Raw genomic sequence first — 25,332 nt, forward strand, 5'->3', positions numbered from 1 at the left:
AGAAAACTCTTTCTCCCCCTGCTCCCTTACCGATACAGCCAAACTCGGAGCAGTGAAAGCAATTGCTCAGTATCTACAGGTTTGGTAATGTAGTCAGAAGCTCCAGCTTCAATGCACTTTTCGCGATCGCCTGGCATAGCTTTAGCAGTTAAAGCAATTATTGGTAGTGAGCGAAACTGTTGTTGCTGGCGGATGGCGCGGGTGGTTTCGTAACCATCCATTTCCGGCATCATAATATCCATTAATACTATATTGATGTCAGGATTAGCTTGCAGTCTCTCTATGCCATCTCTGCCATTTTCGGCAAACAGCACTTGCATTTGATAGCTTTCTAAGAAGCTGGTCAGGGCAAAAATATTCCGCAGGTCATCATCTACAATCAAAATTTTCCGATTAGCTAGCACCGGATCATTTTGATGTAGTTGCTCTAGCATTTGACGCTTTGGTTGCGGCAAATTTGCTTGCACTCGATGCAAAAACAGGGCCGTTTCGTCTAATAACCGCTCTGGCGATCGCACATTTTTAATGATAATTGTCTCTGCTAATCCCCGCAGTTGGGTTTCTTCTTGGCGGCTGAGTTCTTTGCCGGTATAAACGATAATTGGCAGTTTCAACAGCCTGGGTTCTTGCTTGATTTGCTCAATTAGTGCAAACCCGCTCATATCGGGCAGACCAAGATCCAGTACCATACAGTCAAAGTGCTGCGATCGCAAAATCAACAGCGCTTCTGCTCCCGTACCCACTGCTGTACTCTGGACATCACCATTACCAATCAATTCGATAATACTTTGGGCTTGTACGGGATCGTCTTCTACGATCAGGAGATTTCTTACCTGACGCTCAATAAAACCTTTAATATCAGTCAATACCTGAGTTAGCGCTTCTGGAGAAACAGGTTTTTGTAGGTAAGTAATTGCTCCTAGCTGTAATCCCCGTTGCTGTCTTTCATCTACTGAAAGTATATGTACTGGTATATGCCTAGTATCTGGCTTATGCTTTAGACGATCCAGCACCGTCCAACCATCCATTTCTGGCATATAAATATCTAGCATAATTGCATCGGGCTTAAACTGTTGCGCGAGTGCTAGACCTTGTTTGCTCTGTAAAGCAACTATAACCTTAAAGCCCTGCTCACGAGCCATATCTAGTAAGATGCGGGCGAATTTATCATCATCTTCGATAATTAGCAAAATGCGATCGCCCGGTTGAATTATTTCCCGGTCATCTGGAATTTCGTGGGGAGAGGTGGTAAGTACTTTTGTGCTTGGAGAAGTGTCCACAGTTGTGGGTCTGTTTTCTACCAAAGGTACTTCTTTTCTAGTCGATGCTTGGCGGATAGTGATTGGTCGAGGGGGTGTAAAAGTACTTTGACTATTCTTTTCTTGTCGTCTGGGTAGGTAGAGAGTGAAGGTGCTTCCCTGCCCTGGTTTGCTGACTATTTCAATTCTTCCTCCCAACAGTTGAGCCAATTCGCGGCTGATGGACAAACCCAAGCCAGTGCCGCCATACTTGCGGCTGGTTGTGCCATCTGCCTGCTGAAATGCCTCGAAAATAATCTTCTGCTTCTCGGCTGGAATGCCTATACCCGTATCGCTAACTGCAAAAGCAATCATCGGATTCTCAATTTCGGCTGCGTCAGAAGACATACTAATTTCTAACTTCACGCCTCCCCGTTCAGTAAACTTAAAGGCGTTAGCTAAGAGATTTTTCAGCACTTGTTGCAGACGTTTAGAATCGTTATAAATTGTCGGTGGTAACTTACTATCCAGTTCAATAGTAAAATTTAGTTCTTTATTGTGCGCTACTTGCCGGAAAGTCTGTTCTAGAGATGTCGCCAAATCTGCAAAAGCAATTTGCTCAATATCGAGCGACATCGTACCCGACTCAATTTTTGCTAAATCTAGAATGTCATTGATCAATTCCAGCAAATCAGTGCCAGCCGAGTAAATAGTCCGGCTGTACTCTACCTGTTTATCGGTCAAGTTGTTAAGAGAATTATCTGCTAACAGTCTGGCTAAAATTAACAAGCTATTTAAAGGTGTCCGTAATTCGTGGGACATATTCGCCAGAAATTCCGACTTATATTTGGAAGACAAAGCCAGTTGTTCAGCTTTTTCTTCCAAAGACTTCCTCGCCCGCTCAACTTCCTGGTTCTTGCGAGCGACTTCCCGATTTTGAACTTCTAACAGTTCTGCCTTTTCTTCTAACTCTTCATTTAGTTGCTGTAATTCTTCGTTAGACTGCTTGACAAGAAATTGTGATTCCTCCAACTCGTGCGCCTGTTCTTCTAAACGTTGATTGCTCTGTTGTAGTTCTTCTTGCTGAGTTTGCAGTTCTTCTGTCAAAGCAACAGACTCTTCAAGTAGTTGCTGGGTTTGCAATTGTGAAGCGATGTTATTTAAAAATACTCCCAGATTTTCACTCAATTGCTCTAAAAATGTCAGATGCAGATGGCTGAAAGACCCAAAAGAGGCAAGTTCAATTACGGCACTCACCTGCGTCTCAAAAAGTATAGGCAAAACAATAATATTTAGCGGTGGTGATTCTCCCAAGCCGGAACTGATGCGGATATAGTCACTAGGAACTTCTGTGAGGAGGATTCTTTGTTTTTCTAGGGCGCATTGTCCCACCAATCCTTCGCCCAAGCGAAACTGATTTGCTAAGTTTTTTCGTTCTTTGTAAGCATAACTACTCAACAACTTCAGTACTGGCTGATCGTCTATAGAGGCCATTGCATAAAAAACGCCCTGTGATGCCCCAACCAGTGGCGCTAAATTCGACAATATCAAGCTAGACGCAGTTTCTAGATTTCGTTGCCCTTGCAGCATCTGGGTAAATTCAGCTAAGTTAGACTTTAACCAGTTTTGCTCTTCATTTTTTTGAGTTGTATTTCGCAGATTAACGATCATCTGGTTGAAGGTGCGCGTCAACACGCCAATTTCATCGTAGCGATCGCTATCTGGTAAACTCACCGATAAATCCCCATCCGCCACTTTTTCTGCTAAACCAGAAACTTGCTTTAGAGGTGCTGAGATATGTCTGGTTAAGGCAAATCCGATTAAACCTAAGATTAAAGAAAATAAAGGAATACTATAAATAATACTGGCGATCGTTTGCCGGGCAGCTGCTCTTGCTCTCTCAGAGCGCTGTTTCAGCAGTGCATTCTCCTCAGTTTTCATCGCCTGGATAACTTTCTGAATCTGATCCATCAGCTGCTTGCCCTGGTCTGTCAAGATAGCTTTCTGGGAAGCTTCTAAACCCTGGCTTTGCCGTAGCTCAATGACATCTTTCATTACAGCCATTCTTTGAGTTAGCAGTGGCTGCAAAGTATCAAGTCGATTTTGTTGGTTGGGGTTATCTGCTGTTAACTTTTGAAGTTCCTTAACTTTTTGGTTCAGTAATTCAATTGCAGCGTTATAAGGTTCTAAATAGCGCTGTTCGCCCGTAATAATGTAACCGCGTTGACCAGTTTCAGCATTTGTCAATTGCAGATTCAGGTCTTCAAGCTGACTTAGTACCTGGTAAGTATGGGTTTCTTTGCGCGAAGTTTCAATTAGATCGTTCGTGCTTTGGTAGGAGATTAGACCAATGGTGGTCAGAGTTGCCAAACTCAAGGCAAAACTTACTCCAATCTTGGTTCCAATCTTCAAACGGTTAAACATTATTCCAGGCAGGTATTTAAACTATTTCTGTTTTTCAGACTATTTCGATTACGTTCTAACTATCTAAACTAAATGTATGATGTTTGATTGATCTGGGATATGCCTAGTTTTTGGCACGCTAAATATTATCACTTCCATCCTGTATATATTTACAAATGTAAGGTTATTTTAAATAAATCTCTAAATAAATAATTTTTTCTAACATTTTTATATTTTAACAAGTCTGAAATTTGCAAATAGCATAACCTCTTTCAAAAGAAGCAACCACTTTTTTGACAATTTAATCTTGCGGTGGATATTTAAACAGTTGTTCTTAGATTATAAATTTAACATCGGACTTTACAAAAACGGGGTGATTTTTATGATCACAGTAATTGACATAGCAAAACCCAAATTCTACAAAGGGCAAAAGGTAGAATTTATTGGTGGATTGGGAACCATAAGAGAATGTCATCCTAACTCTGCAAACTGGTCATATCTTGTAGAAATGGAAATGGGATCAGAACCGAAAATGGGTAGGATTGGTTATGAGACGACTATTTTGCTATTTGAAACAGATATTATTTTACTCTAAGGCTAACCTCTTGTTGTCGCTTAGATTTAATTTGACATCATCTTTTTATCAAAAACCCTTGGAGGAGATTAAATAACTTCACAAGATTTTAATATTCTATAGTTGAAAGTTAAACTATTTTAGGAATAGACAAAAATCTTGAATAGTACAATTAAGCAGATGGGATGCAGAAAATTAACTTCATTTTCTATAAACGCTAAATATAGTAGTTTTGGCGGCTGGATAAAATACCATCACCATTGTACACCAATATTAAGAACAACCTTAACCTTAGTTATTGTAAGCAATATTATGCTAGAAAACTAGGGTTTTAAAAGGCAATATCTACTTACGTAAACTATTTCAGCTATATAAAAAAATATACTTTTCCTATAAATTTCACGTTATTGAGTTTAACTAGAAGTTAGTAATACTCTAGCGATCGCTTCTAGCCAGATAAAGTTCAGATTGGCTATGTATACTAAAATCTTGGATATTGTTACTTTCTAAAACCGCTCTTGCACCTGCTATATAGATATCAGTGCCTTTTATGACTACTAGATAATTTCCACCTGCGACCTGATGCTGATAATATCTGGCGAGATCGTTAGGAATTCCTAAAGTGGGGTAAATATCTTGAGAACTGCTGATATTCATGTCAAGAATATCACTTATTTTGCTGGTAATTTTAGCAATTATTGATACTTGACTCATCGGAAAACCAGCAGTTTTCAGTTCAGTAAGCGCTCTTTTGAGATTATGGTACTTAGAAAAAACACCAATAGCGTGCTTATAACGGCTATTTGGGGTGGAGTATGGCTCATAAACACCCGAATGTTGAAGATCGCGGCGATTAAAAATCCTCTTAGCTAGACGAATTTCTATGTCTATGCCGGTTATCATCACCAAATGATAACCTTTACAGACTAGATCGCTATAACCCTCTGCTTGCTCTTTAGGAATTCCTAAACTTACCAATACATCCGGTAAACAACTTGCTAGATTGCTAGCGATCGCTCTCGCTTGTGCGCCGGCTACCATGACTTGGCCTACACCAGGAACTACCCAGCAGACTAGACCAGCTAATAAGTCATTCAAATCGCCTAAAGCACTACCAGTAAAAGCTCGATCGGTGTCTTCTGAGGATGTATTGCTAGTGCTATCTTTAACTTCAACACCAGCAATATCACTTTGTTCTTCTGCATTTTTTGCAATTACAGAAACTTTGTGCATTGGAAAATTAGAAGCTTTTAGTTCCTGAAGTGCCAATTGTGCGTCAGAACATTTAGCGAAAACTACTATAGTTCTTCGCTCTTTTTCTAATGTCATTTTATCGGTTTATTGCAGTTAGAAGTGATTCCCAAGATTATTAGCTAATTGAAGGTAATTATACAGCTCGGCGAGTCAGTAAACCCCACAGGAAAATCAGCAGCATAGCACCCAGAACAGCAAATAAAATGCTTCCTAAAGATAAAGCTCCTACAGATGCGGCGGCTGCTGAACTACTCCCTAGTAAAACTTGACCCAAATAACCACCGACTACGGCTCCAAGTATTCCTAATATAATTGTGGAAAGAATACCGCCACCTTGGGTTCCTGGATAAAATAACTTAGCTAACGCGCCTGCAATTAAACCCAAAACCAGCCAAGCAATAATGTTAGTCATTGAATCTTTCCTTTGTGAGAATGTGCTTTGTCGTTTCCTTTCGACTATTTCATATTAAAGTTTGCCTCTAAAATTACCGATCTATCTAGAGAACTAAAATCAAAAATCTTTAGATATCATTTGAATATTTACTGATTCTCCGGTAGGGGAAATACCCTACGGAAAGCGTCTCTGTATCTACATAAATCGCCCCTACAGGGTATAATTTTGCTTAAGCCCTAGTAGTATTTTTATTAGTGTTTCAAGACTCAGGAGTAACGACTAAAGAAAGAGCTAGTTGATAAAGTTGGCGACGGGGAAGGGAAGTAAATTTTGCTAACTGACGGCTAGCTTGCGATCGCGATATTCCCTGACTAATTAACATTTTCAATTCGGCTTTCAATTCCTCTTCTGTCAGTTGGGGCTGACTGGCTGGAATTCCTGCCACGACTAATGTATATTCACCTTGGGGTTCTCGTTGGCTGTAGTGAGCGATCGCTTCGGCAATCGTCCCCCGCCAAAATTCCTCATACAATTTTGTTAACTCCCGTCCTAGCACAATTTGGCGATCGCTCCCCCAAACTTGTCCTAAGTCTTGTAAAGTATCTCGCAAGCGGTGAGGCGATTCGTAGAAAATCAATGTGCGAGATTCTGTTTGCAGAGATTCTAAATATTCTTGTCTCTGTTGAGTTTTCGCCGGCAGAAAGCCTTCAAAGACAAACCGATCTGTTGGTAATCCAGATGCACTCAAAGCGGTAATTGCTGCACTAGCGCCAGGAATGGGAACTACTGAAATCCCCGCCTCAATGCAGGCTTTCACCAGTTCATATCCAGGATCGGAAATACCTGGCATTCCCGCATCAGTCACAAGTGCGATCGCTTTATTGTTAACTAAATGCTCTAATAATTCCGGGATGCGACTGGTACGATTGTGTTCGTGGTAACTCACCTGGGGAGTTTTAACTTGAAAATGCTGTAATAATTTCCCTGTGTGCCGGGTGTCTTCCGCAGCAATGATATCCACAGTCTGCAAAATTCGCACCGCCCGAAAGGTTATATCTTCCAGGTTGCCAATGGGTGTACCGACAACGTAAAGTGTTCTTGGTTTTGGATCGGTTTGCATGAGAGATTAGGAGTTTTTGTAGAGACGCGATTCATCGCGTCTGTGCAGGAGTTAAAAATAATTATTTATGCAGCTATACGAACATATATGACAAATGGATCATCGAAAATTCAAAATCCAAAATCGGATCATGGGTTATTTGTCGGTTTAGTAACTTTAGATTTGATTTACCTTGCTGAATCTGCCCCCAAAAATAATCAGAAGATTGTCGCTACTGACTATACTGTAGCGGCAGGTGGCCCAGCAACAAACGCAGCTGTAACTTTCAGGCATTTAGGTAATCAAGCTACAGTCTTAGGTGTAGTGGGTTCTCACCCAATGACACAGCTAATTCGAGGTGATTTGGCAAATTACAAAGTTGCGATCGCAGACCTTGAGCCTACCACTGATTTAGCACCGCCTGTCTCTTCAATCATTGTCACCCAAGCCACAGGTGAAAGAGCCGTGGTTTCCATCAATGCTGTCAAAACTCAAGCCAGTAGTGCATCTATCCCTTCCGATATTTTACAAAATGTCAACATAGTACTGATTGATGGGCATCAGATGGCTGTTAGTTATTCCATAGCCCAAACAGCTAAAGCCAAAAATATCCCAGTAGTAATCGATGGTGGCAGTTGGAAGCCTGGATTTGAGCAAATTTTGCCGTTTGTAGATTATGCCATCTGTTCAGCTAATTTTTATCCGCCCAACTGTCAGACTGGCAAAGACGTTTTTGCCTATCTCGCCGGCTTTGACATTCCTTACATCGCCATTACTCACGGACAAAAACCAATTGAATACTTGAGTTGTACTAAAGCTGGTATCGTAGATGTGCCGCAAATACACGCGGTTGATACATTAGGGGCTGGAGATATTTTCCACGGTGCTTTTTGTGATTACATTTTAAGGGAAAGTTTTACTGATGCGCTGGCGCTAGCAGCTAATATTGCTGCTGATTCTTGTAAATGTTTTGGCACTCGGCGCTGGATGGATTTAAAGTGCTGAATGAAGAAAGGGAAAGGGGGAAAGGGGAAAGGGAAGCAGTAACTTAAAAGTAGGGGTTTCAAATATGGACACTGATTTTTATCGCACTACGTGTCTTAAAAATCTTCTTTTTTATTCGACCTATTTAAAAATAGTGGCTTTATACCTTTTGGGGAAAAGTTCTTTATCCTTTCCTTTCCCCCTTACCCTTTTCCCTTTTCCCCTTTTTGGTAATCAGGTTAATAAAGGTAAATTTAATGAAAGACTTACAAGAAATATTAGCGATCGCTCGTGAGATAGGTTGGGGTGCAGCAGATATACTGCGATCGTACTACCACGGCACTGCAAAAGACCCTAACTTAGATGTGCAATATAAACAAAATGAGCCTGTTACCGTTGCCGATGTAGCTGTGAGTCAATATATCTTAGAGAAGCTACAAGCAACTTTAGGTAACGAAGATTTTGCTTACATCAGTGAAGAAACCTATCAGTCGCCAACTACAGGCGCACACCCTTCCGCCCCTTGGGTATGGATAATTGACCCTTTGGATGGCACACGAGACTTTATTGAAAAAACTGGGGACTATGCAGTTCACATTGCTTTAGTCAAGGAAACGCACCCAGTATTAGCAGTGGTGGCAGTACCAGAGTCAGAAAAGTTATATTACGCTACCAAAGGTGGGGGGACATTTGTAGAAACCCGTGATGGTTCTGTTCCTTTACAAGTGTCGTCAAGTAAACCAATTGAGGATTTAACCTTAGTGGTTAGTCGCTCTCACCGCAACCAGCGCTTAGATTACTTGCTACAAAATTTACCCTGTCAAAATCAGAAATCTGTGGGTAGTGTAGGCTGCAAAATCGCCACTATTGTCGAGCAACAAGCAGATATCTACATTTCCCTTTCTGGTAAGTCTGCGCCCAAAGATTGGGATATGGCAGCACCAGAACTGATTTTAACAGAAGCTGGTGGTAAGTTTACCCACTTTGACGGCGCTCCGTTGCAATATAACACTGGTGATATCAATCAATGGGGAGGTTTGCTGGCGAGTAATGGTGAATATCACGAAGCACTGTGCCAGCAAGCAGAAAAGATTTTAGCGCAGTTCGACCATAGCTAATGGGGCATTTGAGGATGAATATTTTTTAATTTGCTTTTAAAACAGCTAGTCATGTTATCATTGCACCCACTGCCGATAATAATCTTTACCTCTAAGTCCACAGCTTAATTTTCAAAACACTAAATACCTGCGCGATCGCAGATTAAAAGTGTAACTTTTATAGTACAAGCAACAAAAGCCAGCCAATGGAGAAGTCTGCAAACCCGCCTTAAGGGTTTGATTTGTGAATAAAATTCACTATTAGACGATATTCAAAGGCTGAAGGCTGTGTTAAACTCATGGACATAAAGATTATTTTCGGTTGAGTAACTAGTTTTGATTTCTAAAAACCGTCTCTCCGAATTTAACTCTCTACACTCCCTGAATTCGGAGACTTCTATGTCAATTTACGTCGGGAACCTGTCATATCAGGTTACAGAAGAGGACCTAAAGCAGGCTTTTGCAGAATACGGAACAGTAAGTCGTGTTCAACTACCCACAGATCGGGAAACAGGCCGGCCTCGTGGGTTCGCTTTTGTGGAAATGGAATCAGACACACAAGAACAAGCTGCCATTGATGCACTTGATGGTGCTGAATGGATGGGACGTGACTTGAAAGTGAACAAAGCTAAACCTCGTGAGGATAGAAGCAGTTCTCCTCGTGGTAGCTGGGGTGGTGGTAATGCCCGCCGCAACAATAACAATCGCTACTAAAGTCGATTCCTAAAAGTTTCATATTTAGAGTCTCCAGCAGATAAAGCCAAAAACTGCCCTCTGCTGGGATATTTTTTGTATCTAACCTTAAACCATTCATCTATTGCAGCTTCATAAAAAATGGTACTAGGGAAGAAAGTTTTTATCTACTTGAGCCTTTTGAATTGCGCGTTGCGCTTGGATGGAAACTTCTCTATCGGGATCATCTAACGCTTGTTGTAAGGGATTAATAGCATCAGGATGAGCTAAATTACCAAGTGCAATTACTGCTTCTTTGCGGACATCTGCATATTCATCTGTTAATGCTTGAATTAATCTCGGCATAACTTGAATATGTGGGATTTTTTGCAAAGCTTGTGCTGCTGATTTTCGCACTTGCCAATGTTCATCATTTAAAGCTATTTCTAATGCTGAAATTGCTTGATGATTTTCATGAATAGCCAGAGATTTAGCTGCATTCCGACGAACTTGCCAATCACTATCATTTGTGAGTGCTTGACAAAGTATTGTAATCACTTCTGCATCTTGTAAATGTTCTAAAGTTAAAGCAGCAGCACGACGTACACTTGCTTCTCTATCAAAAATTAGATTTAAAGCTTGTGGACATCTTTCTAGTTGATTGATATATCGCAGTGTGGTAACGGCTGCTTCTCTTAACTCAGGATTTTTTGATTCTAGAAATGGTAAAACGTAGGGTAAACATTGAATATCATGTATTTTCCGTAAAAGCACTAAAATATTTAATTGGAGATTTACATCATTACTTTGCAGTTTATCTAGTAAAAGTAACAATTCATCTTGTGTTATTAACTCACTTAATGCTGATGCCGCTTCAGTGCGAATATCTGTATCCGATGAACTAAGGCATTCAATTAAAGCAGGTATTGCTACAGGATTAGCCATTTCCCAAAGGGCGGATATCGCTATTTTTTGAACAGTAATATGTTCATCTTTCAAAGCGATGAGTAAAGCATCTATTGTTTCTTCATCGCCTAAATGCTGTAAGGTTTTTACAGCTACTATACGATCATTTATATCAAGCGAGCGTAGCATTTCTAGCCAATATTTGAGGTCATCATTCATTAATTTTCACCACAGACAATTAACGTAATAAAAAGGGAATCTGCACAGTAATGGCATTCGTTGGACATTCTTTTTCACAAGGTAGACAAAACCAACACTCATCATATTTCATGTAAGCTTTGCCTGTTTCTGGATTTTTTGCCAACACATCCAAGGGACAAACTTCAATACAGGCTGTGCATTTTTCTAAACATTTCGATTCATCAACAATAACAGGAACATCTATTCTTTGATTTATTAAAGCCATAAAATAACTCCATGATTTCGTACTCAAACTGCTAATCGGTAAAATAAACGGGGTAAGCTTATATGAATTTTTTCACGATTGTAGGTTGATTATAGGCATTATCCCGATATCATGTGTTGGGTTCTACTACGTTCCACCCAACCTACAGGAGAGAGCGATCGCACTATTAGTTAAGCAACTCTAGCAATTTTAATAGTTTACTTATCATAAATTTTGGTTGGACTTCTTTTGGTAAATTTTGATTTTTTCTGTTGTAATAGCAAAAATCCATTTCGCTCCTAGAATAGCTTGGCGTTCACATAGCTCAAAATTCAACAGTGTATTATCGAGATCAAAAATTATTGCTTTATAGAGCATTTTCATGGATATTCATTTAACAGCAACATTGTAGACTTCTTTGACTGCATCTACTTCTACGATATAAGGATCTACAGGACGCTTAAACAATACCATTTGCCCTAATTTATCTTTCTTTAAATTGACATGACAAAACCATTCTTCATCATTCTTTTCTGGATAATCTAAGCGGTAATGATAAAGACCCCAACGAGTCTCTTGACGATATAATGATGCTCTGGCTGCCATTTCTGCACAGTCTCGAATAAAGTGAACTTCTAGACTACGCATCAATTCATGAGGGTCACGAGCGCCCATTAAATCTAATGTTTCTTGATATTGCACAAAATGTTTTAAACCAATCTCGATTTTATTGCCTGATTTTGGTGGTTGCAGATAATCATTAACTAAGCGTCTTAATTTATATTCAACCTGGGTATGAGGTACACCATTAGGGCGAGTTAATGGGGCATAAATTCTCGATTTTTCTGCTTCTAAAAAATCTACATCTGGTTCGATAAAATCTAAATCTTGAATATATTCAATGGCATGAGTTCCGGCTATGCGACCGAAGACAAATGCCCCAATCATATAATTATGGGGAACACTGGCCATGTCTCCGGCTGCATATAAACCAGGGACGGTTGTTTGAGCATTTTCATTTACCCACACGCCAGAGGCACTATGACCACTACATAAGCCAATTTCGGAAATGTGCATCTCTACGCCGTGAGTGCGATAATCTTCATTTCTGCCTTGATGAAAGCGTTCTCTACTCGGTCGTTCATTTGCCCAAAGTATTGATTCAATTTCAGCAATGGTATCTTCATCAAGATGGGTCATTTTCAGTTGGACTGGCCCTTTACCAGAGTTTAATTCTTTCCAGATTTCCAACATCATTTGACCACTCCAATAGTCGCAACTAATGAAGCGATTTCCTTCGGCGTTGGCAGTATGAGCGCCAAAAGGCCCGGCGACATAAGCACAAGCAGGGCCGTTATAATCTTTAATTAGAGGATTAACTTGAAAGCATTCAATATTGCTGAGTTCTGCTCCTGCATGATAAGCCATTGAATAGCCATCTCCGGCATTGGTGGGATTTTCGTAAGTGCCGTAGAGATAGCCAGAAGCAGGTAATCCTAATCTGCCGCAAGCACCTGTACACAAGATCACTGCTTTGGCTTGAATGACAATATAATCGCCGTTTCTGACATCAAATCCTACTGCACCAACAGCACGACCTTCTTTAACTAATACCCTTGTTGCCATGACACGATTTGTCACTTTGACTTTGTGGCGTTTGACTTGGCGAGTGAGAATGGTTTTTAAGTCTTTACCTTCTGGCATGGGTAAGACATATTTACCCACACGATGCACTTGTTTTAAATCATAGTTGCCTTGGACATCTTTTTGAAATTTCACACCCCAACTTTCTAATTCTTGGATGACTTCATAACCTAATTTGCCTGTTTGATATACGGCTTTTTGGTTGAGAATACCGTCGTTAGCTAAGGTGATTTCGCGCACGTATTGTTCTGGAGTAGAATGTCCGGGAATGACTGCGGTGTTTACCCCATCCATACCCATTGCGATCGCACCACTCCGTCGGATGTTAGCCTTTTCTAAGATCAGCACCTCTGCATCAGGATTTGCTTGTTTGGCTTTGATACCTGCCATTGTCCCGGCTGTACCGCCACCAATGACAAGTACATCAGTTTTTATCCGTTGGGTATTGATGTCCATAAGCTTTTAGAAGTGGGGAGGAACTTTAAGGATTTATTACCGTTCCAAACGATGTCTTTGACCTTCAGAACTATAAGCACATTCCATACTACGCTAAAACTAGCAATTTACCGTACTTTTCTGATAAAATATTCACATAGAACCAGAAAAAGTAGCATCTAACGCCCCAGCAACTTGTACAAATACTTGGCTAGCTTTGGAGTTAGGGTCAACCAGTGTTAGGGGTTCTCCAATATCGCCACCGTTACAGATGAGGGGATCAATGGGAATCTGCCCTAAAAGGGGTGCTTTGAGTTCTTCTACTAACTTTTGACCGCCACCACTACCGAAAATCGGAATTTTTTCGCCACCATTCCCCATGAAATAGCTCATATTTTCGATAATACCGATAACAGGAACCCCAACTTGACGAAACATATAAACGCTGCGGCGGACATCCGAAATTGCCACATTTTGGGGAGTTGTTACCAATATTACCCCGCAAATTGGGCTTTCTTGCACGATAGTAATTTGAGCATCACCAGTACCAGGAGGAAGGTCAATTAATAAATAATCCAGTTCTCCCCACTCAACTTCATGGATAAACTGGGTGATGATTTTATGTAAAACTGGGCCGCGCCAAGCTAAAGGATGGTCTGCTTCAGCCAATAGTCCCACAGACATAACTTTAATACCGTGGGCTTCTAATGGCACAAACCTTTGACCTTTGGGAGTATCAATAACTTTCACTTCAGATTTACCCAGTCCTAACATTTGGGGAACATTGGGGCCGTAAACATCAGCATCCAACAGACCGACTTTTGCCCCAGCTAATTGTAAAGCTGCTGCTAAATTAACCGCAGTGGTAGACTTCCCCACACCCCCCTTACCACTGGAAACTGCTAGAGTTGTTCTTACTCCTGAAATGGTGCAGAGTTGAATGTAAGTTTTTTTGCTCCAAGTTAGAGATGATAATACAGTTTGAATCTCGGTTTCTAATTGATGTTGATGGGAACCAATATACAAACGCAAATATATATAATCATCAACTATTCGCAGATTTCGCACCATCCCCAGACTAATAATGTCATTTTTTAGGGTGCGATCGCTAATTTGCTTGAGAAGTTGCACAACTTCTTGTTTCCGGGCGATGGTGAGGGAGTCGCCAGAAGAAGCTTGTACTTCTTCATCTAAACGCTGGAAAGGTAATTGATGGCTTGACATGAAGAACTCCGCAAAGATAATCTATCAAATCTGGCGTGCAAATTAAATATTCGACAGCTTGGGTGCTAGTTTTGTGATGCACATAAATTTTGGACAAGTCTGATTGGGAATACTCCCTCCTATAGGATTGAGCGCCCCGACAATGAACGCGCTACGAAGAGAACTAAGCTATGAACAAGTATTAAATTATGGGGTATTTTGACTCTAAATTTTGAGAAGAAATATTTGCTGAAATACTTGTTTTTTAGTAAAGACTATGGAATACTCCTGATATAGTACAGTAAATCAATCGATAATTAGTATTTTAAGCGCTGGTAAGCTTGCCAGTCAAACAATTGGCGTTGCTGAATTCAGGTATGAAAATGATTTTGCGTGATTTCAAAACCTTATATAGAGACGTTCCATTGCAACATTTCTACACCAAGATTTATATATCTAATCAGCAACGCTAAATAATTTAACTAGTAGGAGTGAGTTCATAACTTTATTTTGCAACAGAGATTTTTCCGTATTCTGGGTTTAACAGTTTCATCGGCGTAAAATGCGAAAAAAACATTGCTTTTTAACGCTACTGCTGATTCAGCTAGTTGCACTCATATCACTATTGAGCAATTTATCCGCATTAGCAGTTACCGTTAATCTCTGTCCTCCAGAGATGGTACTCATTCCTGGAGGTATTTTCAATATGGGAGCGGATGATTCGGGTTTTGTGGAAGAGCGAACAGCGAAAAATGTTAAAGTTACATCCTTCTGCATTGATAAATACGAGGTGACAAACGCCCAATTTGCTAAGTTTGTCAAAGCAACAAAGTATGTAACAGTTGCACAACGCCCTTTGCCAAAAGAGCAGTTTCCCGACTTACCAGATGAGCAGAGATTACCAGGTTCTCTGGTGTTTCATCAGCCAAAACAAGGTGTTAAGCAAGTCCAATTTCTCAGTTGGTGGCATTGGACACCTGGTGCTAACTGGCAGCATCCCTTTGGCAGTGATAGCACTGTTGTAGGTAAAGAAAACTACCCAGTTGTGCATATTGCTTACGAGGATGCCCTAGCTTATGCAACATGGGCAGGAAAATCCTTACCAACAGAAGCACAGTGGGAATATGCGGCTCGTGGTGGCTTAGATGGTGCAACTTATACCTGGGGTAATCAATATTCGGAGAAAAAAGCCAACACCTGGCAGGGGATTTTCCCTTTTTTCAATACCAAAGCTGATGGTTACATAGGAACGGCAAAAGTAGGCTCTTTTTCGGCCAATGGTTATGGACTTTACGATATGACCGGTAATGTTTGGGAATGGACTTCCGACTGGTTCAGCTTAGGACATGACAACAAAGCTCACAGTGTCAACCCTACAGGAGCAAGTAAAAGTTTTGACCCCAAAAAACCCACAGAGATTGCTCTTCATGTAATCAAAGGTGGCTCTTATCTATGTGCGCCGAACTATTGTAGCCGCTACCGTCCAGCCGCACGAGAGTCTCAAGCCCCCGATACAGGAACTAGCCATATCGGGTTTCGCTTGGTGAAGAACCTGGTTTAAAGCAATTTTCATTAGATTGCATTCTTAAGTCCTTTGGAGTACCTCTGCGTCTCTGCGTGAGAAAAAAATAGCTATAAAAGGTTATTGTATGTTGAGTTTAATTTTCCGGGCGATTGCTCTATCTCTGGTCATCATCTTGTTGATGGTTAGTAACCCTGCCTTAGCAGCTACATCAAAGGTTCTCCCTATTCGTCCACCGTCTTTTGAAGGTGAAATTGGCACAACTTACAAAGAGTCAACACCCGATTTTCCCGCCCCAATCACTGCTCCTAAAAATGCTCCTAATGTCTTATTAGTGCTACTGGATGATGTGGGTTTTGGGCAGGCAAGTACTTTTGGTGGTTCTATAGAAACTCCCAATCTGACTCGTTTAGCGGAAAAAGGATTACGCTACAACCAATTTCACACTACAGCCCTTTGCTCACCTACCAGGGCAGCTTTGTTAACTGGGCGCAATCATCATTCTGTGGGTACAGGTGTAGTGGCAGAGTTAGCAACTGGTTATCCAGGTTACACGACTATTTTACCCAAGAGTGCGGCCACTGTGGCGGAAGTGCTGCGTCAAAATGGTTATAATACTGCGGCTTTTGGCAAATGGCACAATACACCAGATTATGAAACCAGTGCAGTGGGGCCTTTCGATCGCTGGCCGACAGGTTTAGGATTTGAGTATTTTTACGGTTTTATGGGTGGTGATACGAACCAATGGAGTCCGGCTTTAGTAGAAAGGACAAAACAAATTGCCTCTCACTTTGGTGGTACTCGTAATCCCTTAGTTGTTGCTTGGGGCAACCAAATTAAAGATCGTGGTGGACTCCGCAGCCAATTCCATCATGTCATTGATATTACACCCACAATTCTCGAAGCGACAGGAATTACTGTACCGACTGAAGTGAACGGGGTGAAACAACAGAAAATTGAAGGTACTAGCCTAGTCTACACATTTGATGATCCTGATGCTTCTTCCCAACGCAAAACTCAGTATTTCGAGATGTTCGGAAACCGAGCTATTTATAATAACGGATGGATAGCTGCGGCTCGTCACCCGCGCTTGCCTTGGCAGGGGACAATCAATGCTGATTTCGAGCAAGATCCTTGGGAACTATACAACATTGAAGAAGATTTCAGCGAGGCAAATAACTTAGCAGACAAAAATCCAGAGAAACTGGAAAAACTGCAAAAGTTGTTTTTATCAGAAGCTCGTAAACACAAAGTTTTACCATTAGACGATCGCGTTTCTGAACGGTTTGATGTCAAAATTCGCCCCTCTTTAGACGCAGGACGCACTACATTTATTTACTATCCTGGTGCAGTACCAATCCCCGAAGGTAGCGCTCCAAACCTCAAAAACAGATCATTCACCATCAAGGCTGATGTAGAGATTCCAGAAAATGGTGCTGAGGGTGTCTTGTTAACTCAAGGTGGACGCTTTGCTGGTTGGGGCTTTTTTCTTGAAGATGGTAAACCAACCTATACCTACAATTTTGCAAATGCAGAGCGATACATTATTCAATCTCCTGAAAAATTACCCCCAGGGAAAGCAACAATAGGATTTGATTTTGATTATGACGGTGGTGTTGGTGCAGGAGGAACTGGGAAATTGTTCATTGACAATCAACAGGTAGCTCAAGGTCGAATTGAAAAAACCATACCTTATCGTGTGGCTTTAGATGAAACCTTTGATGTTGGTCGAGATACAGGTACACCTGTAGTTGACACCTATCAAGTACCGTTTGCTTTTACAGGTAATTTACAGAAAGTTATCCTGAACCTGAAATAAGTTTAGGGGTATAGACCTTCCCAGGAACGTCTATACAAAATGTCTTTACACCTCTGCATCCAATACTTCTCGGTTAAGGGGAAAAGGGGAAAGGGAAAATGGAAATAAAAAACCTGTCTATCTAAATAAACCTCATCTATGTTGAAACTTACCTTTGTGTTGCCCACTATCATTATTAATAGGTGCAACACCAACTAAACGAGAGATTTATTTGGCAGTTAATTGACACAAATCTGAAAAGGGATACTGAACCAAAATGATGTCATTTTTAGAGTAGTTAGGCATAAACATCATCCTCAGTGTTATCCCAAACTGATGAGAGTGATGTTTGACTGGTTTGAAGCCAAAATTCAGTTTCATCATCAGGAAGCAGCATCACTAGCACTCTTGTTTCTTCCGGTAATTCCTCTGACTCCAGCAATTCGATTTTTCCATGCCGAACAGTAGCCCAAAGCGTTTTTAGCATATCTGTTTTATGAATAGTCATGCTTTAATTTTATGCTTCGATAGTTGATGAGGAGCGATGTCTACGACGGGCTACGCCTACGCCTTACAGAAAACCTCAAAAACTAAGCGATCGCTTTGTGTAGACATTCAATTCTCAATAGCTGCTCAAATTTCTTCGCGTATGAGTCGTGAATTAGATTCTAGGATTTATTCTGGGGTTTTGCCAACAGCTAATTTCTTTAGAATCAACTCAACAGTAATGCATATTCTAACAATCACGGGTTTCCAGATCATTGTTTTATGATCGGATACAATTAATTGTTTGAAAGGCTTTTGCATTGTTTTTGGTTATTTACGTTATTATATATACTTGAACTAGTAGCCTTTTTGTGTACATTTACTATCAGCCACAAGCATCACTGATTAAGCATCTTACGGAGGTATTTTTGTGGATAGAATTACCAAAAGTTTGATAGAAGCTTTTCTAAAAGAACATGAAATAGAATCAGAAGGAGAAGCAATAGATTTTGAAAAATTTTGTAACTACTGCGTAATTTCACGAGAGTATCCTGAGACTTTTAAAGTAGAAGATGTTTCTGTAGGCAGTTCAAATGATACTGGGCTTGATGGCATCGCTATTATTGTAAATGGTAAACTTGTAGACTCTATTGAAGAAGTTGATGATTTAGCTGATATCAATAAACGTATGGAAGCAACATTTATCTTTATTCAGTCTAAAACATCAAACACTTTTGATAGTGGAGATATGTTAAAGTTCTTTGAGGGAGTTTCAGATTTTTTTGCAGAAGAAGAACCAGTTTTAGAACGCAATGAAATGGTTGAATATAAAGCAAAAATAGCAACACATATATACTTATATACTCAAAAAAAAGTAGTATGATGGTACGGGGAAGACCTTTATGCAAGATGTACTATATCACAACAGGTAAATGGACTGATGACAAAAACTTAGTCAGGCGTATGAGCGCTAAAAAACATGAAATTGAAGATAAAAACATCTTTGAAAAAGTAGAGATTCAGGCACTAGGTGCTGATGAAATTAGAAAGCTTTATCAAAGTACAAAACTAGCATTAAGTACAGATATTATTTTTGCTAGCAGAGTAGTATTACCTGAAATCTCAGGAATATCTGAATTGTATATAGGTACTCTACCTTTTTCTGAATTTAGAAAACTAATAGTTGATGAGTTCGATAATATTAGATTATCCATTTTTTATGATAATATTCGAGCTTTTCAAGGAAGTAATGATGTTAATCATGATATCGAATCTACATTAAAATCAGGAGAATTAGATAGATTTTCAGTCTTAAATAATGGAATAACGATAATAGCTAAATCATTAGATACTGTTGGCAATAGATTTAATATTCGAGATTATCAAATAGTTAATGGGTGTCAAACAAGCCACGTTTTATTTAACTGTAGGAATTTAAGTGGTATAAATAATTTACAAATTCCAGTAAAGATAATTGTTACAGACAAAGATGATGTAATAAATAGCATAATCAAAGCAACTAATCATCAAACACCAGTTAAAAAAGAAGAACTTGCAGCTTTATCTGAATTCCAAAAGAAATTAGAACAATGCTACAACTCGTTTGAATCCTTTCATGCTGGAGAACAGTTATATTATGAAAGACGTTCAAAACAGTATCACGATAGAGCAGATGTACCGAAAAATCGTGTTATTACAATTCCCGACCAAATTAAAACTTTTGCTGCTATGTTTCTTGACCAGCCTCATAGAGTATCACGTTCCTATGGAGATTTATCCAGAGAAATAGGTAGTAAGATTTTTGGTGCTAATCATAGTCCAACAAGCTATTATGCAAGTGCTTTTGCTTACTATAGACTTGAAAATCTTTGGTTCTTCAGTACTTGTTATGCTAAACTATCAATTAAAATGCCAGCTTAATAAGCATCTTACTCGGAAGTTTTCAAAATTTCTAAACCCATAAGCCGAGCGCTTAATTAGTTTGAGTTTGTTATTGATACCTTCAACGACACCACTAGTCGTTCTATTATCAAAATAAGCGATTATCTCATCAAACCAACGGATAATAGTATTGTTGCTATTGGGAAAATATTGTTTAGCTTTTGAGAGCCAAATACCCAGTTTAAAGACTGCTGTATACCAATTATTAGTCTTATTAAAAATAGTTCTAATTTTCTCTTTGAATTCATGCATTACTTTGAGAATAGAAGATGCCTCTTTTACTTGAATCAGCTTAGTTTTTTGCTCCTCATTCAAATCTGACTCGTTTTTCAGTAGAACGTATTTACTTTTATTAATTCCTGCTAATGTTTTTTCATGTTCTGCCTTTTTTGATGATGTTTTTGCTTTCTTTATTAACTGTTCGACATTCCGCTTTTCTTGTTTCCTCTGGGTATATAATTCCTTGTTTATCTGAACCATAACGTGAAATCTATCTGCAACGACTTGAGCTTTAGGCATTAATTCTGTAACTAAGTTTTTATATCCTTTCCATAAATCTATGCTGACTTCCTCTATTTGTTCTAAAACTTCAGTTCCCCATTCTATAAGGGTTTTCTTGATTACCTCTTGAGTGCGATCGCTTAAAATTGCCAGCAGCTTAGACGTATCTAAATCTACTAATACAGCACAGTAATTTCCCTTTCCTTTCACTAGAGCTATTTCATCAATTCCAAGTCTTTTTAAGTCTTCAGGTTTTAAATCACCGTTATCTTCAGATGCGTCTTTTAACATTCTTTCTATTTCATCTGTTGTCACTATACCAATAGAAGCCACACTACGTATGTCCGATTCTAATACTTCTTGTATTGTTTTATGTGCAAGTCGTTTTGTATAAGTTCTTTTCTTTCTAACAAAATCTAGGTCTTCACTGAAGGGTTTTCTGCATTTTTCACATTTAAATTGTCGCCTATTAATTTCTAAAAAAACAGATTTATCCCCGAATGGTAAATCTTTAACAATGTGTCGATGATTTTGATGCAATTTCTGACTTTTTATGCCACAGTCAGGACAAATACTATATGATTTAATTGATTCAGTTTGTAAAACAATTCCAATCCCCGCATGAAGACGCTGTGATATAACTTTTACATCTTTCAAATCCAGAAGCTCTGTTAGAATTTTAATTCCTCTTTTGTTGAGCATATCTGTAAATACACTTAAAAATATTATTGTTATATTTACAGCTAACAATATATATGGTTTCAATGTCAACCATATCAACGACTTTACTCATAACTTTATATACTAATTGACGATTTTTAACTCTGGATCACTAATTATTTAGCATAATAAGTCCTGAAGAACCATAATTTTTCAACCTAATTAAATAAAAGATGTAGCGAGATGAATGAAGAATTAAAACATCGGTTTTACATCAACACCGATATTTAATGCTGGGTTATATCAATGAACTCAATCGTGATGTTACAGACAATCAATTTGATGACCGCACTGTTCATTAAATTGCCAAAACCATCGCCTGGGAATGCTTGCAGCAAAGTTATCAAACAGGAAATGCCAAGCGTGCAGATGCCATTGCTGCATTAGCAGCTTTGGGTATTGATGACCCCGAAGCACACCTCAATTATCTGGAAAAGCGTTTGCACCTGATTCAAACTATCGGTTCTGCTAAAGACAGAATCCGTTTTTGTCTTGACCCTTTAGCTGAGTATCTTGCAGGTTGGTATTTAATAGAATTGTATGGCAATAACGATGGTAAATGGCGATCGCATTTTTTCAAAAAGGCGGACGATTTAGTTAAAACAGGCGCACCAGATGCCATCAAAGGCTTGTTGTTAGCAGTGCGAGATTGCTACTTATCTGAGGTTCAAAATAGCAAAGAAACAGATTTTGTACCCCAGAAGTCAGGTAAACTGGCTGGGTTTACACCTTCAGTCAACACAGCAGCTACTACTGTGCAAACACGAATACCATAAACGGTATTTTCCAACTTATTTAAATTTCTCTGCATTCCCTTCTATTGCAGACTTTCGATGATTATAATCACTCGATCGACGCTCACTGCTGTTTGCTAAGAGCGCCGATGAGCGTGCTATTCGATAGACTATAACTAAATGAAAATTAGTGATTGTTCTGATTTTTAGAATGGAAAGGACAACCACCTGCCGTTAATTTCTGAAGAAAGACATTATTATCAAAATAATGCTCTAAAGACTCAATCTTCAAATCATCAGTCACACGAGCAATACTAACTCCTACGATTTCTATTGTTTCACCTGTGGGTGCATAGTCTTTATAGGAACCATTAAATGTTCCCCAATGTCGCCACTTAAATGTAACATTAGGTGGCCCCGAAAGAATTTCTGTTAATTCCCAAAGAAAGCCATTAGGAAAGGCTGTATGAAAAACTTGAAATGAAGATTCAAAGGTTTCTGTTTCAGAACTGTATTGCTCAGTTTCACCCAAAAACAGGTTATAAGTCCCTTCGGTTGCAACATCCTCAGCAGTGAATTGTTGTCCCCCATTGGTACTCATTTTGAACTTATCAGTAACAATCGAAAGCCACTGTTCAGGATTAGATTTATTAGAAGCTTCCATCTCAAAATTTCGGACTAAGTTTTGAGCGATCGCTTCTAAAGAACCTTCTGGATGCTGAAATTTACTCTCTTGATGAAGAAATTCATTGGTGTAAGAATAATCTGGGCGTTTTCCTTCTCGCCACTGTACTTCTTCATCACGAGCAATGACTATATCTCTATCTTGTACCCAGAGTGGCAATTCTGTTGTCTTTTCGCTACTCATACAAGCTGACTGATTATAAACATCGCTTCTCAGAATAAAGTTTTATGCATACAAGTCAATCGAAAAATCTAAAAAAGCAAACAATATTCATAATGAGCAAACACGGATGCTTCTTGAGCGAAAAACTTATACTATCGGATTTAGGTTTATTCATCCGCTAGTTACACAGAATTTATTTCTGAATTCTTTTTTGTTAAATCAAATCTAATTGCATTATATTTCCTTCAGCAAAACCGAGGCTGGAGTAAACTGGTTTGCCCAATGGCGAGGCGTTAAGAACCACCCGCGTGCAACAGATCGCTTTTAAATATTCAATTGCTCTATTAGTTAGCGATTTGGCAATTCCTTGTCTGCGGTAAGATTGTTCGACATAAACGCCCCAAACATATCCAAATTTGCGGTATTCATCTTTGAAAACATTCGGGTATAAACCTGCAAATAGTTGACAACTTACAGAACCGACAACTGTATTATCAATCTCTGCAATAAAAGCCTTATAAAACAAATCTCGACGCGCTTCTTCTATAAATTTGAGGGTAATATTCTGCCACTCCAAAATAATATTACTCTCATCAACACCAATATCTAGCCACATTTGGTAAGAGTGTTTTGCAATCAGTGAGTCTTCTTTGGTAGTAGCTTCTCTAATAGTTATATGTTTTTCTGTCAGCATAATTTCTAACAAATTTTTGGAACTCACAAATAACTCCTCCCCAAAGTTGGAGAGGAGTTTGTTAGCATCAGCTAAAAACTAGCAGTTTCACAGATGCCGATCTCAGACTTTCTGTGCAGTTACTTCCTCTGGCTTTTCTTGTCTTTGCAACGCAGAATACAACCTATTCAGCGCATTTACATAAGCTTGTGCGGATGCCACGATGATATCTGTGTTCGCTGCATGACCAGAAAACACTTTAGATTCATAACGTAAACGAATTGTTACTTCGCCAATGGCATCAATACCGGCTGTTACTGACTGCACAGAAAACTCAATCAATTCGTTGGGCACATTCACCACCCGATTGATGGCTTTGTAAACTGCATCCACTGGCCCAGTACCGATCGCAGCATCGGTTAATTCTTCACCTTCTGGGGTACGCAGGGTAACTGTAGCAGTAGGACGGGCGTTGCTACCGCAGGAAACTTGCACCAACTCTACCCGGAACAAATCGGGTGCTTGTTGGATTTCATCGTTAACGATCGCTTCCAAATCCCAATCAGAAATATCTTTCTTTTTATCTGCTACTTCTTTGAATCTAACGAAGGCTTTATTTAACTCACTATCTGACAGTTCAAAGCCCAATTCTTTCAACCGAGTGCGGAAAGCATTTCTACCTGAATGTTTGCCCAAAACTATTTGATTGTCTGTTAAGCCAATCAATTGGGCATCCATAATTTCGTAAGTGAGCTTGTTTTTTAGGACACCATCTTGGTGAATTCCAGACTCATGAGCAAAGGCATTCGCCCCGACGATCGCTTTATTTGGTTGTACCAACATTCCCGTCAAATTAGAAACTAAGCGTGAGGTTTTATAAATTTGTCGGGTGTCGATATTTGTCAGGGATTCTTGAGATTCTTCTGGTCTTCCTAAAAAGGGATTAAAATATTGCCGCCGCACGTGCAACGCCATTACTAATTCTTCTAGTGAGGCATTGCCGGCACGTTCACCAATACCATTGATCGTACATTCTAGTTGCCTTGCGCCATTTTTTACGGCTTCTAAGAAGTTAGCAACTGCCAAGCCTAAGTCATTATGACCGTGAACGGAAATAATCGCTTGGTCGATGTTGGGGACATTTTCAATAATGCCTTTAATTATTGCCCCAAATTCGCTAGGGGTGGTGTAACCCACGGTATCGGGAATGTTAACTGTTGTTGCACCAGCTGCGATCGTTCGCTCTAACACTTGGTACAAAAATTCTGGATCGGAACGAGCCGCATCCATCGGCGAAAATTCGACATCTGTCATGAAAGATTTGGCATAAGCTACCATTTCTTCGGCGATCGCTAACACCTCTGCCCGTGACTTCCGTAACTGATACTCTAAATGAATATCAGAAGTCGAAATAAATGTGTGAATTCTGCCCTTTACGGCTGGTTTTAATGCTTCTGCGGCCGCTTCAATATCTGCTTTAATCGCTCTTGCCAAACTGCAAATTACCGGACCATTTTCTGTCCCCACAATTTGGGCAATCTTGCTGACTGCTTCAAAATCTCCGGGACTGGCAAAGGCAAAGCCTGCCTCAATTATATCCACACCCAGACGCGCTAGTTGCTTGGCAATAACTAGCTTTTCGTCTATATTCAGAGTCGCTCCCGGACACTGCTCTCCATCTCGCAGTGTAGTATCAAAAATGATAATTCGATCTGTTTTGTTTGTCATTTGCGGTTTGTTGTTTAATTTTTACTTGTGGCTC

The 25,332-nt window shown here is 39.6% G+C and carries 23 protein-coding genes; 10 read left to right on the forward strand and 13 right to left on the reverse strand.

Annotated elements, in window-relative coordinates; translation table 11 throughout:
* Nucleotides 1–26: 26 nt before the first annotated feature.
* Complete coding sequence (locus tag ACFFRD_RS24415; protein WP_392478021.1) at nt 27–3,662, reverse strand: response regulator; 3,636 nt, start codon at nt 3,660–3,662, stop codon at nt 27–29.
* Between the two features lie 361 nt (nt 3,663–4,023).
* Between ACFFRD_RS24415 and ACFFRD_RS24420 the strand changes: the two genes are divergently transcribed.
* The gene (locus ACFFRD_RS24420) at nt 4,024–4,236 is read left to right on the forward strand and encodes a hypothetical protein (protein ID WP_392478023.1); all 213 of its coding nucleotides are present in this window, start codon (nt 4,024–4,026) and stop codon (nt 4,234–4,236) included.
* Nucleotides 4,237–4,650: 414 nt separating this feature from the next.
* Here ACFFRD_RS24420 and ACFFRD_RS24425 read toward each other — a convergent pair whose 3' ends face one another.
* The 3 genes from ACFFRD_RS24425 to rsmI form a co-directional block, all read right to left on the reverse strand.
* Nucleotides 4,651–5,544, reverse strand: a complete 894-nt coding sequence (locus tag ACFFRD_RS24425; RefSeq protein WP_392478025.1) for a hypothetical protein — start codon at nt 5,542–5,544, stop codon at nt 4,651–4,653.
* Nucleotides 5,545–5,602: 58 nt separating this feature from the next.
* Nucleotides 5,603–5,881 (reverse strand): GlsB/YeaQ/YmgE family stress response membrane protein, encoded by a 279-nt coding sequence (locus ACFFRD_RS24430; protein ID WP_114083839.1) that lies wholly within the window; start codon nt 5,879–5,881, stop codon nt 5,603–5,605.
* A gap of 241 nt (nt 5,882–6,122) precedes the next feature.
* Nucleotides 6,123–6,983 carry a 16S rRNA (cytidine(1402)-2'-O)-methyltransferase gene (gene rsmI, locus ACFFRD_RS24435; RefSeq protein WP_392478026.1) on the reverse strand — a complete coding sequence of 287 codons (861 nt, stop codon included), beginning with the start codon at nt 6,981–6,983 and terminating at the stop codon, nt 6,123–6,125.
* A gap of 87 nt (nt 6,984–7,070) precedes the next feature.
* On the opposite strand from rsmI, the gene ACFFRD_RS24440 reads away from it, so the two are divergent.
* The 3 genes from ACFFRD_RS24440 (at nt 7,071) to ACFFRD_RS24450 (ending at nt 9,757) form a co-directional block, all read left to right on the forward strand.
* Entirely contained in the window at nt 7,071–7,967 is an 897-nt protein-coding gene (locus ACFFRD_RS24440; protein WP_392478027.1) for a sugar kinase, read from the forward strand.
* 236 nt (nt 7,968–8,203) lie between these two features.
* Complete coding sequence (locus ACFFRD_RS24445; RefSeq protein WP_392478028.1) at nt 8,204–9,064, forward strand: 3'(2'),5'-bisphosphate nucleotidase CysQ; 861 nt, start codon at nt 8,204–8,206, stop codon at nt 9,062–9,064.
* 378 nt (nt 9,065–9,442) lie between these two features.
* Nucleotides 9,443–9,757 carry an RNA-binding protein gene (locus tag ACFFRD_RS24450; RefSeq protein ID WP_012408942.1) on the forward strand — a complete coding sequence of 105 codons (315 nt, stop codon included), beginning with the start codon at nt 9,443–9,445 and terminating at the stop codon, nt 9,755–9,757.
* Between the two features lie 126 nt (nt 9,758–9,883).
* Here the strand turns inward: ACFFRD_RS24450 and ACFFRD_RS24455 are convergent, their stop codons facing one another.
* The 4 genes from ACFFRD_RS24455 to ACFFRD_RS24470 form a co-directional block, all read right to left on the reverse strand.
* Nucleotides 9,884–10,840, reverse strand: a complete 957-nt coding sequence (locus ACFFRD_RS24455) for a HEAT repeat domain-containing protein (RefSeq protein ID WP_392478030.1) — start codon at nt 10,838–10,840, stop codon at nt 9,884–9,886.
* Between the two features lie 19 nt (nt 10,841–10,859).
* Complete coding sequence (locus ACFFRD_RS24460; protein ID WP_012408944.1) at nt 10,860–11,087, reverse strand: ferredoxin family protein; 228 nt, start codon at nt 11,085–11,087, stop codon at nt 10,860–10,862.
* 369 nt (nt 11,088–11,456) lie between these two features.
* Nucleotides 11,457–13,166: a fumarate reductase/succinate dehydrogenase flavoprotein subunit gene (locus tag ACFFRD_RS24465; protein WP_392478032.1), complete on the reverse strand. Its 1,710-nt coding sequence runs from the start codon at nt 13,164–13,166 to the stop codon at nt 11,457–11,459.
* A gap of 132 nt (nt 13,167–13,298) precedes the next feature.
* Nucleotides 13,299–14,369: a P-loop NTPase gene (locus ACFFRD_RS24470; protein WP_392478033.1), complete on the reverse strand. Its 1,071-nt coding sequence runs from the start codon at nt 14,367–14,369 to the stop codon at nt 13,299–13,301.
* 541 nt (nt 14,370–14,910) lie between these two features.
* On the opposite strand from ACFFRD_RS24470, the gene ACFFRD_RS24475 reads away from it, so the two are divergent.
* Together ACFFRD_RS24475 and ACFFRD_RS24480 are read left to right on the forward strand one after the other, a co-directional pair.
* A complete protein-coding gene (locus ACFFRD_RS24475; protein ID WP_392478035.1) occupies nt 14,911–15,909 on the forward strand; it encodes a formylglycine-generating enzyme family protein in 999 nt (332 codons plus the stop codon).
* Between the two features lie 88 nt (nt 15,910–15,997).
* Nucleotides 15,998–17,689 carry a sulfatase-like hydrolase/transferase gene (locus tag ACFFRD_RS24480; RefSeq protein WP_392478036.1) on the forward strand — a complete coding sequence of 564 codons (1,692 nt, stop codon included), beginning with the start codon at nt 15,998–16,000 and terminating at the stop codon, nt 17,687–17,689.
* Nucleotides 17,690–17,966: 277 nt separating this feature from the next.
* On the opposite strand, the gene ACFFRD_RS24485 is transcribed toward ACFFRD_RS24480, so the two are convergent.
* Nucleotides 17,967–18,176 (reverse strand): hypothetical protein, encoded by a 210-nt coding sequence (locus ACFFRD_RS24485; RefSeq protein ID WP_392478037.1) that lies wholly within the window; start codon nt 18,174–18,176, stop codon nt 17,967–17,969.
* 36 nt (nt 18,177–18,212) lie between these two features.
* Here ACFFRD_RS24485 and ACFFRD_RS24490 point away from each other — a divergent pair, with 36 nt between their 5' ends.
* The 3 genes from ACFFRD_RS24490 to ACFFRD_RS24500 all read left to right on the forward strand — a co-directional run bounded on the left by ACFFRD_RS24490 (nt 18,213) and on the right by ACFFRD_RS24500 (nt 20,074).
* Entirely contained in the window at nt 18,213–18,440 is a 228-nt protein-coding gene (locus ACFFRD_RS24490) for a hypothetical protein (RefSeq protein WP_392478038.1), read from the forward strand.
* A gap of 144 nt (nt 18,441–18,584) precedes the next feature.
* Nucleotides 18,585–19,037 (forward strand): hypothetical protein, encoded by a 453-nt coding sequence (locus ACFFRD_RS24495; RefSeq protein ID WP_392478040.1) that lies wholly within the window; start codon nt 18,585–18,587, stop codon nt 19,035–19,037.
* 26 nt (nt 19,038–19,063) lie between these two features.
* Entirely contained in the window at nt 19,064–20,074 is a 1,011-nt protein-coding gene (locus tag ACFFRD_RS24500; RefSeq protein ID WP_392478041.1) for an AIPR family protein, read from the forward strand.
* Here the strand turns inward: ACFFRD_RS24500 and ACFFRD_RS24505 are convergent.
* A complete protein-coding gene (locus ACFFRD_RS24505; protein WP_392483105.1) occupies nt 20,054–21,298 on the reverse strand; it encodes an ISL3 family transposase in 1,245 nt (414 codons plus the stop codon). The genes ACFFRD_RS24500 and ACFFRD_RS24505 overlap by 21 nt on opposite strands.
* 347 nt (nt 21,299–21,645) lie before the next feature.
* Here ACFFRD_RS24505 and ACFFRD_RS24510 point away from each other — a divergent pair, with 347 nt between their 5' ends.
* Entirely contained in the window at nt 21,646–22,092 is a 447-nt protein-coding gene (locus ACFFRD_RS24510; RefSeq protein ID WP_392478043.1) for a hypothetical protein, read from the forward strand.
* 145 nt (nt 22,093–22,237) lie between these two features.
* Here the strand turns inward: ACFFRD_RS24510 and ACFFRD_RS24515 are convergent, their stop codons facing one another.
* From ACFFRD_RS24515 to ACFFRD_RS24525, 3 genes are all read right to left on the reverse strand, one after another.
* The gene (locus ACFFRD_RS24515) at nt 22,238–22,918 is read right to left on the reverse strand and encodes an ester cyclase (RefSeq protein ID WP_392478044.1); all 681 of its coding nucleotides are present in this window, start codon (nt 22,916–22,918) and stop codon (nt 22,238–22,240) included.
* 193 nt (nt 22,919–23,111) lie between these two features.
* Nucleotides 23,112–23,618, reverse strand: a complete 507-nt coding sequence (locus tag ACFFRD_RS24520; protein ID WP_392478045.1) for a GNAT family N-acetyltransferase — start codon at nt 23,616–23,618, stop codon at nt 23,112–23,114.
* Nucleotides 23,619–23,693: 75 nt separating this feature from the next.
* Complete coding sequence (locus ACFFRD_RS24525) at nt 23,694–25,298, reverse strand: 2-isopropylmalate synthase (RefSeq protein WP_114085893.1); 1,605 nt, start codon at nt 25,296–25,298, stop codon at nt 23,694–23,696.
* Nucleotides 25,299–25,332: the final 34 nt, after the last annotated feature.

It is taken from the genome of Nostoc sp. C110 (assembly GCF_043099725.1).
GTDB classification, from domain to species: domain Bacteria; phylum Cyanobacteriota; class Cyanobacteriia; order Cyanobacteriales; family Nostocaceae; genus Nostoc; species Nostoc muscorum_A.

Bases quoted from the DNA above. Each gene is read 5' to 3' on its own strand.
- ACFFRD_RS24415 (WP_392478021.1), bottom strand. From the start codon at position 3,662: ATGTTTAACCGTTTGAAGATTGGAACCAAGATTGGAGTAAGTTTTGCC.
- ACFFRD_RS24420 (WP_392478023.1), top strand. From the start codon at position 4,024: ATGATCACAGTAATTGACATAGCAAAACCCAAATTCTACAAAGGGCAA.
- ACFFRD_RS24425 (WP_392478025.1), bottom strand. From the start codon at position 5,544: ATGACATTAGAAAAAGAGCGAAGAACTATAGTAGTTTTCGCTAAATGT.
- ACFFRD_RS24430 (WP_114083839.1), bottom strand. From the start codon at position 5,881: ATGACTAACATTATTGCTTGGCTGGTTTTGGGTTTAATTGCAGGCGCG.
- rsmI (WP_392478026.1), bottom strand. From the start codon at position 6,983: ATGCAAACCGATCCAAAACCAAGAACACTTTACGTTGTCGGTACACCC.
- ACFFRD_RS24440 (WP_392478027.1), top strand. From the start codon at position 7,071: ATGACAAATGGATCATCGAAAATTCAAAATCCAAAATCGGATCATGGG.
- ACFFRD_RS24445 (WP_392478028.1), top strand. From the start codon at position 8,204: ATGAAAGACTTACAAGAAATATTAGCGATCGCTCGTGAGATAGGTTGG.
- ACFFRD_RS24450 (WP_012408942.1), top strand. From the start codon at position 9,443: ATGTCAATTTACGTCGGGAACCTGTCATATCAGGTTACAGAAGAGGAC.
- ACFFRD_RS24455 (WP_392478030.1), bottom strand. From the start codon at position 10,840: ATGAATGATGACCTCAAATATTGGCTAGAAATGCTACGCTCGCTTGAT.
- ACFFRD_RS24460 (WP_012408944.1), bottom strand. From the start codon at position 11,087: ATGGCTTTAATAAATCAAAGAATAGATGTTCCTGTTATTGTTGATGAA.
- ACFFRD_RS24465 (WP_392478032.1), bottom strand. From the start codon at position 13,166: ATGGACATCAATACCCAACGGATAAAAACTGATGTACTTGTCATTGGT.
- ACFFRD_RS24470 (WP_392478033.1), bottom strand. From the start codon at position 14,369: ATGTCAAGCCATCAATTACCTTTCCAGCGTTTAGATGAAGAAGTACAA.
- ACFFRD_RS24475 (WP_392478035.1), top strand. From the start codon at position 14,911: ATGCGAAAAAAACATTGCTTTTTAACGCTACTGCTGATTCAGCTAGTT.
- ACFFRD_RS24480 (WP_392478036.1), top strand. From the start codon at position 15,998: ATGTTGAGTTTAATTTTCCGGGCGATTGCTCTATCTCTGGTCATCATC.
- ACFFRD_RS24485 (WP_392478037.1), bottom strand. From the start codon at position 18,176: ATGACTATTCATAAAACAGATATGCTAAAAACGCTTTGGGCTACTGTT.
- ACFFRD_RS24490 (WP_392478038.1), top strand. From the start codon at position 18,213: ATGTCTACGACGGGCTACGCCTACGCCTTACAGAAAACCTCAAAAACT.
- ACFFRD_RS24500 (WP_392478041.1), top strand. From the start codon at position 19,064: ATGTACTATATCACAACAGGTAAATGGACTGATGACAAAAACTTAGTC.
- ACFFRD_RS24505 (WP_392483105.1), bottom strand. From the start codon at position 21,298: ATGCTCAACAAAAGAGGAATTAAAATTCTAACAGAGCTTCTGGATTTG.
- ACFFRD_RS24515 (WP_392478044.1), bottom strand. From the start codon at position 22,918: ATGAGTAGCGAAAAGACAACAGAATTGCCACTCTGGGTACAAGATAGA.
- ACFFRD_RS24525 (WP_114085893.1), bottom strand. From the start codon at position 25,298: ATGACAAACAAAACAGATCGAATTATCATTTTTGATACTACACTGCGA.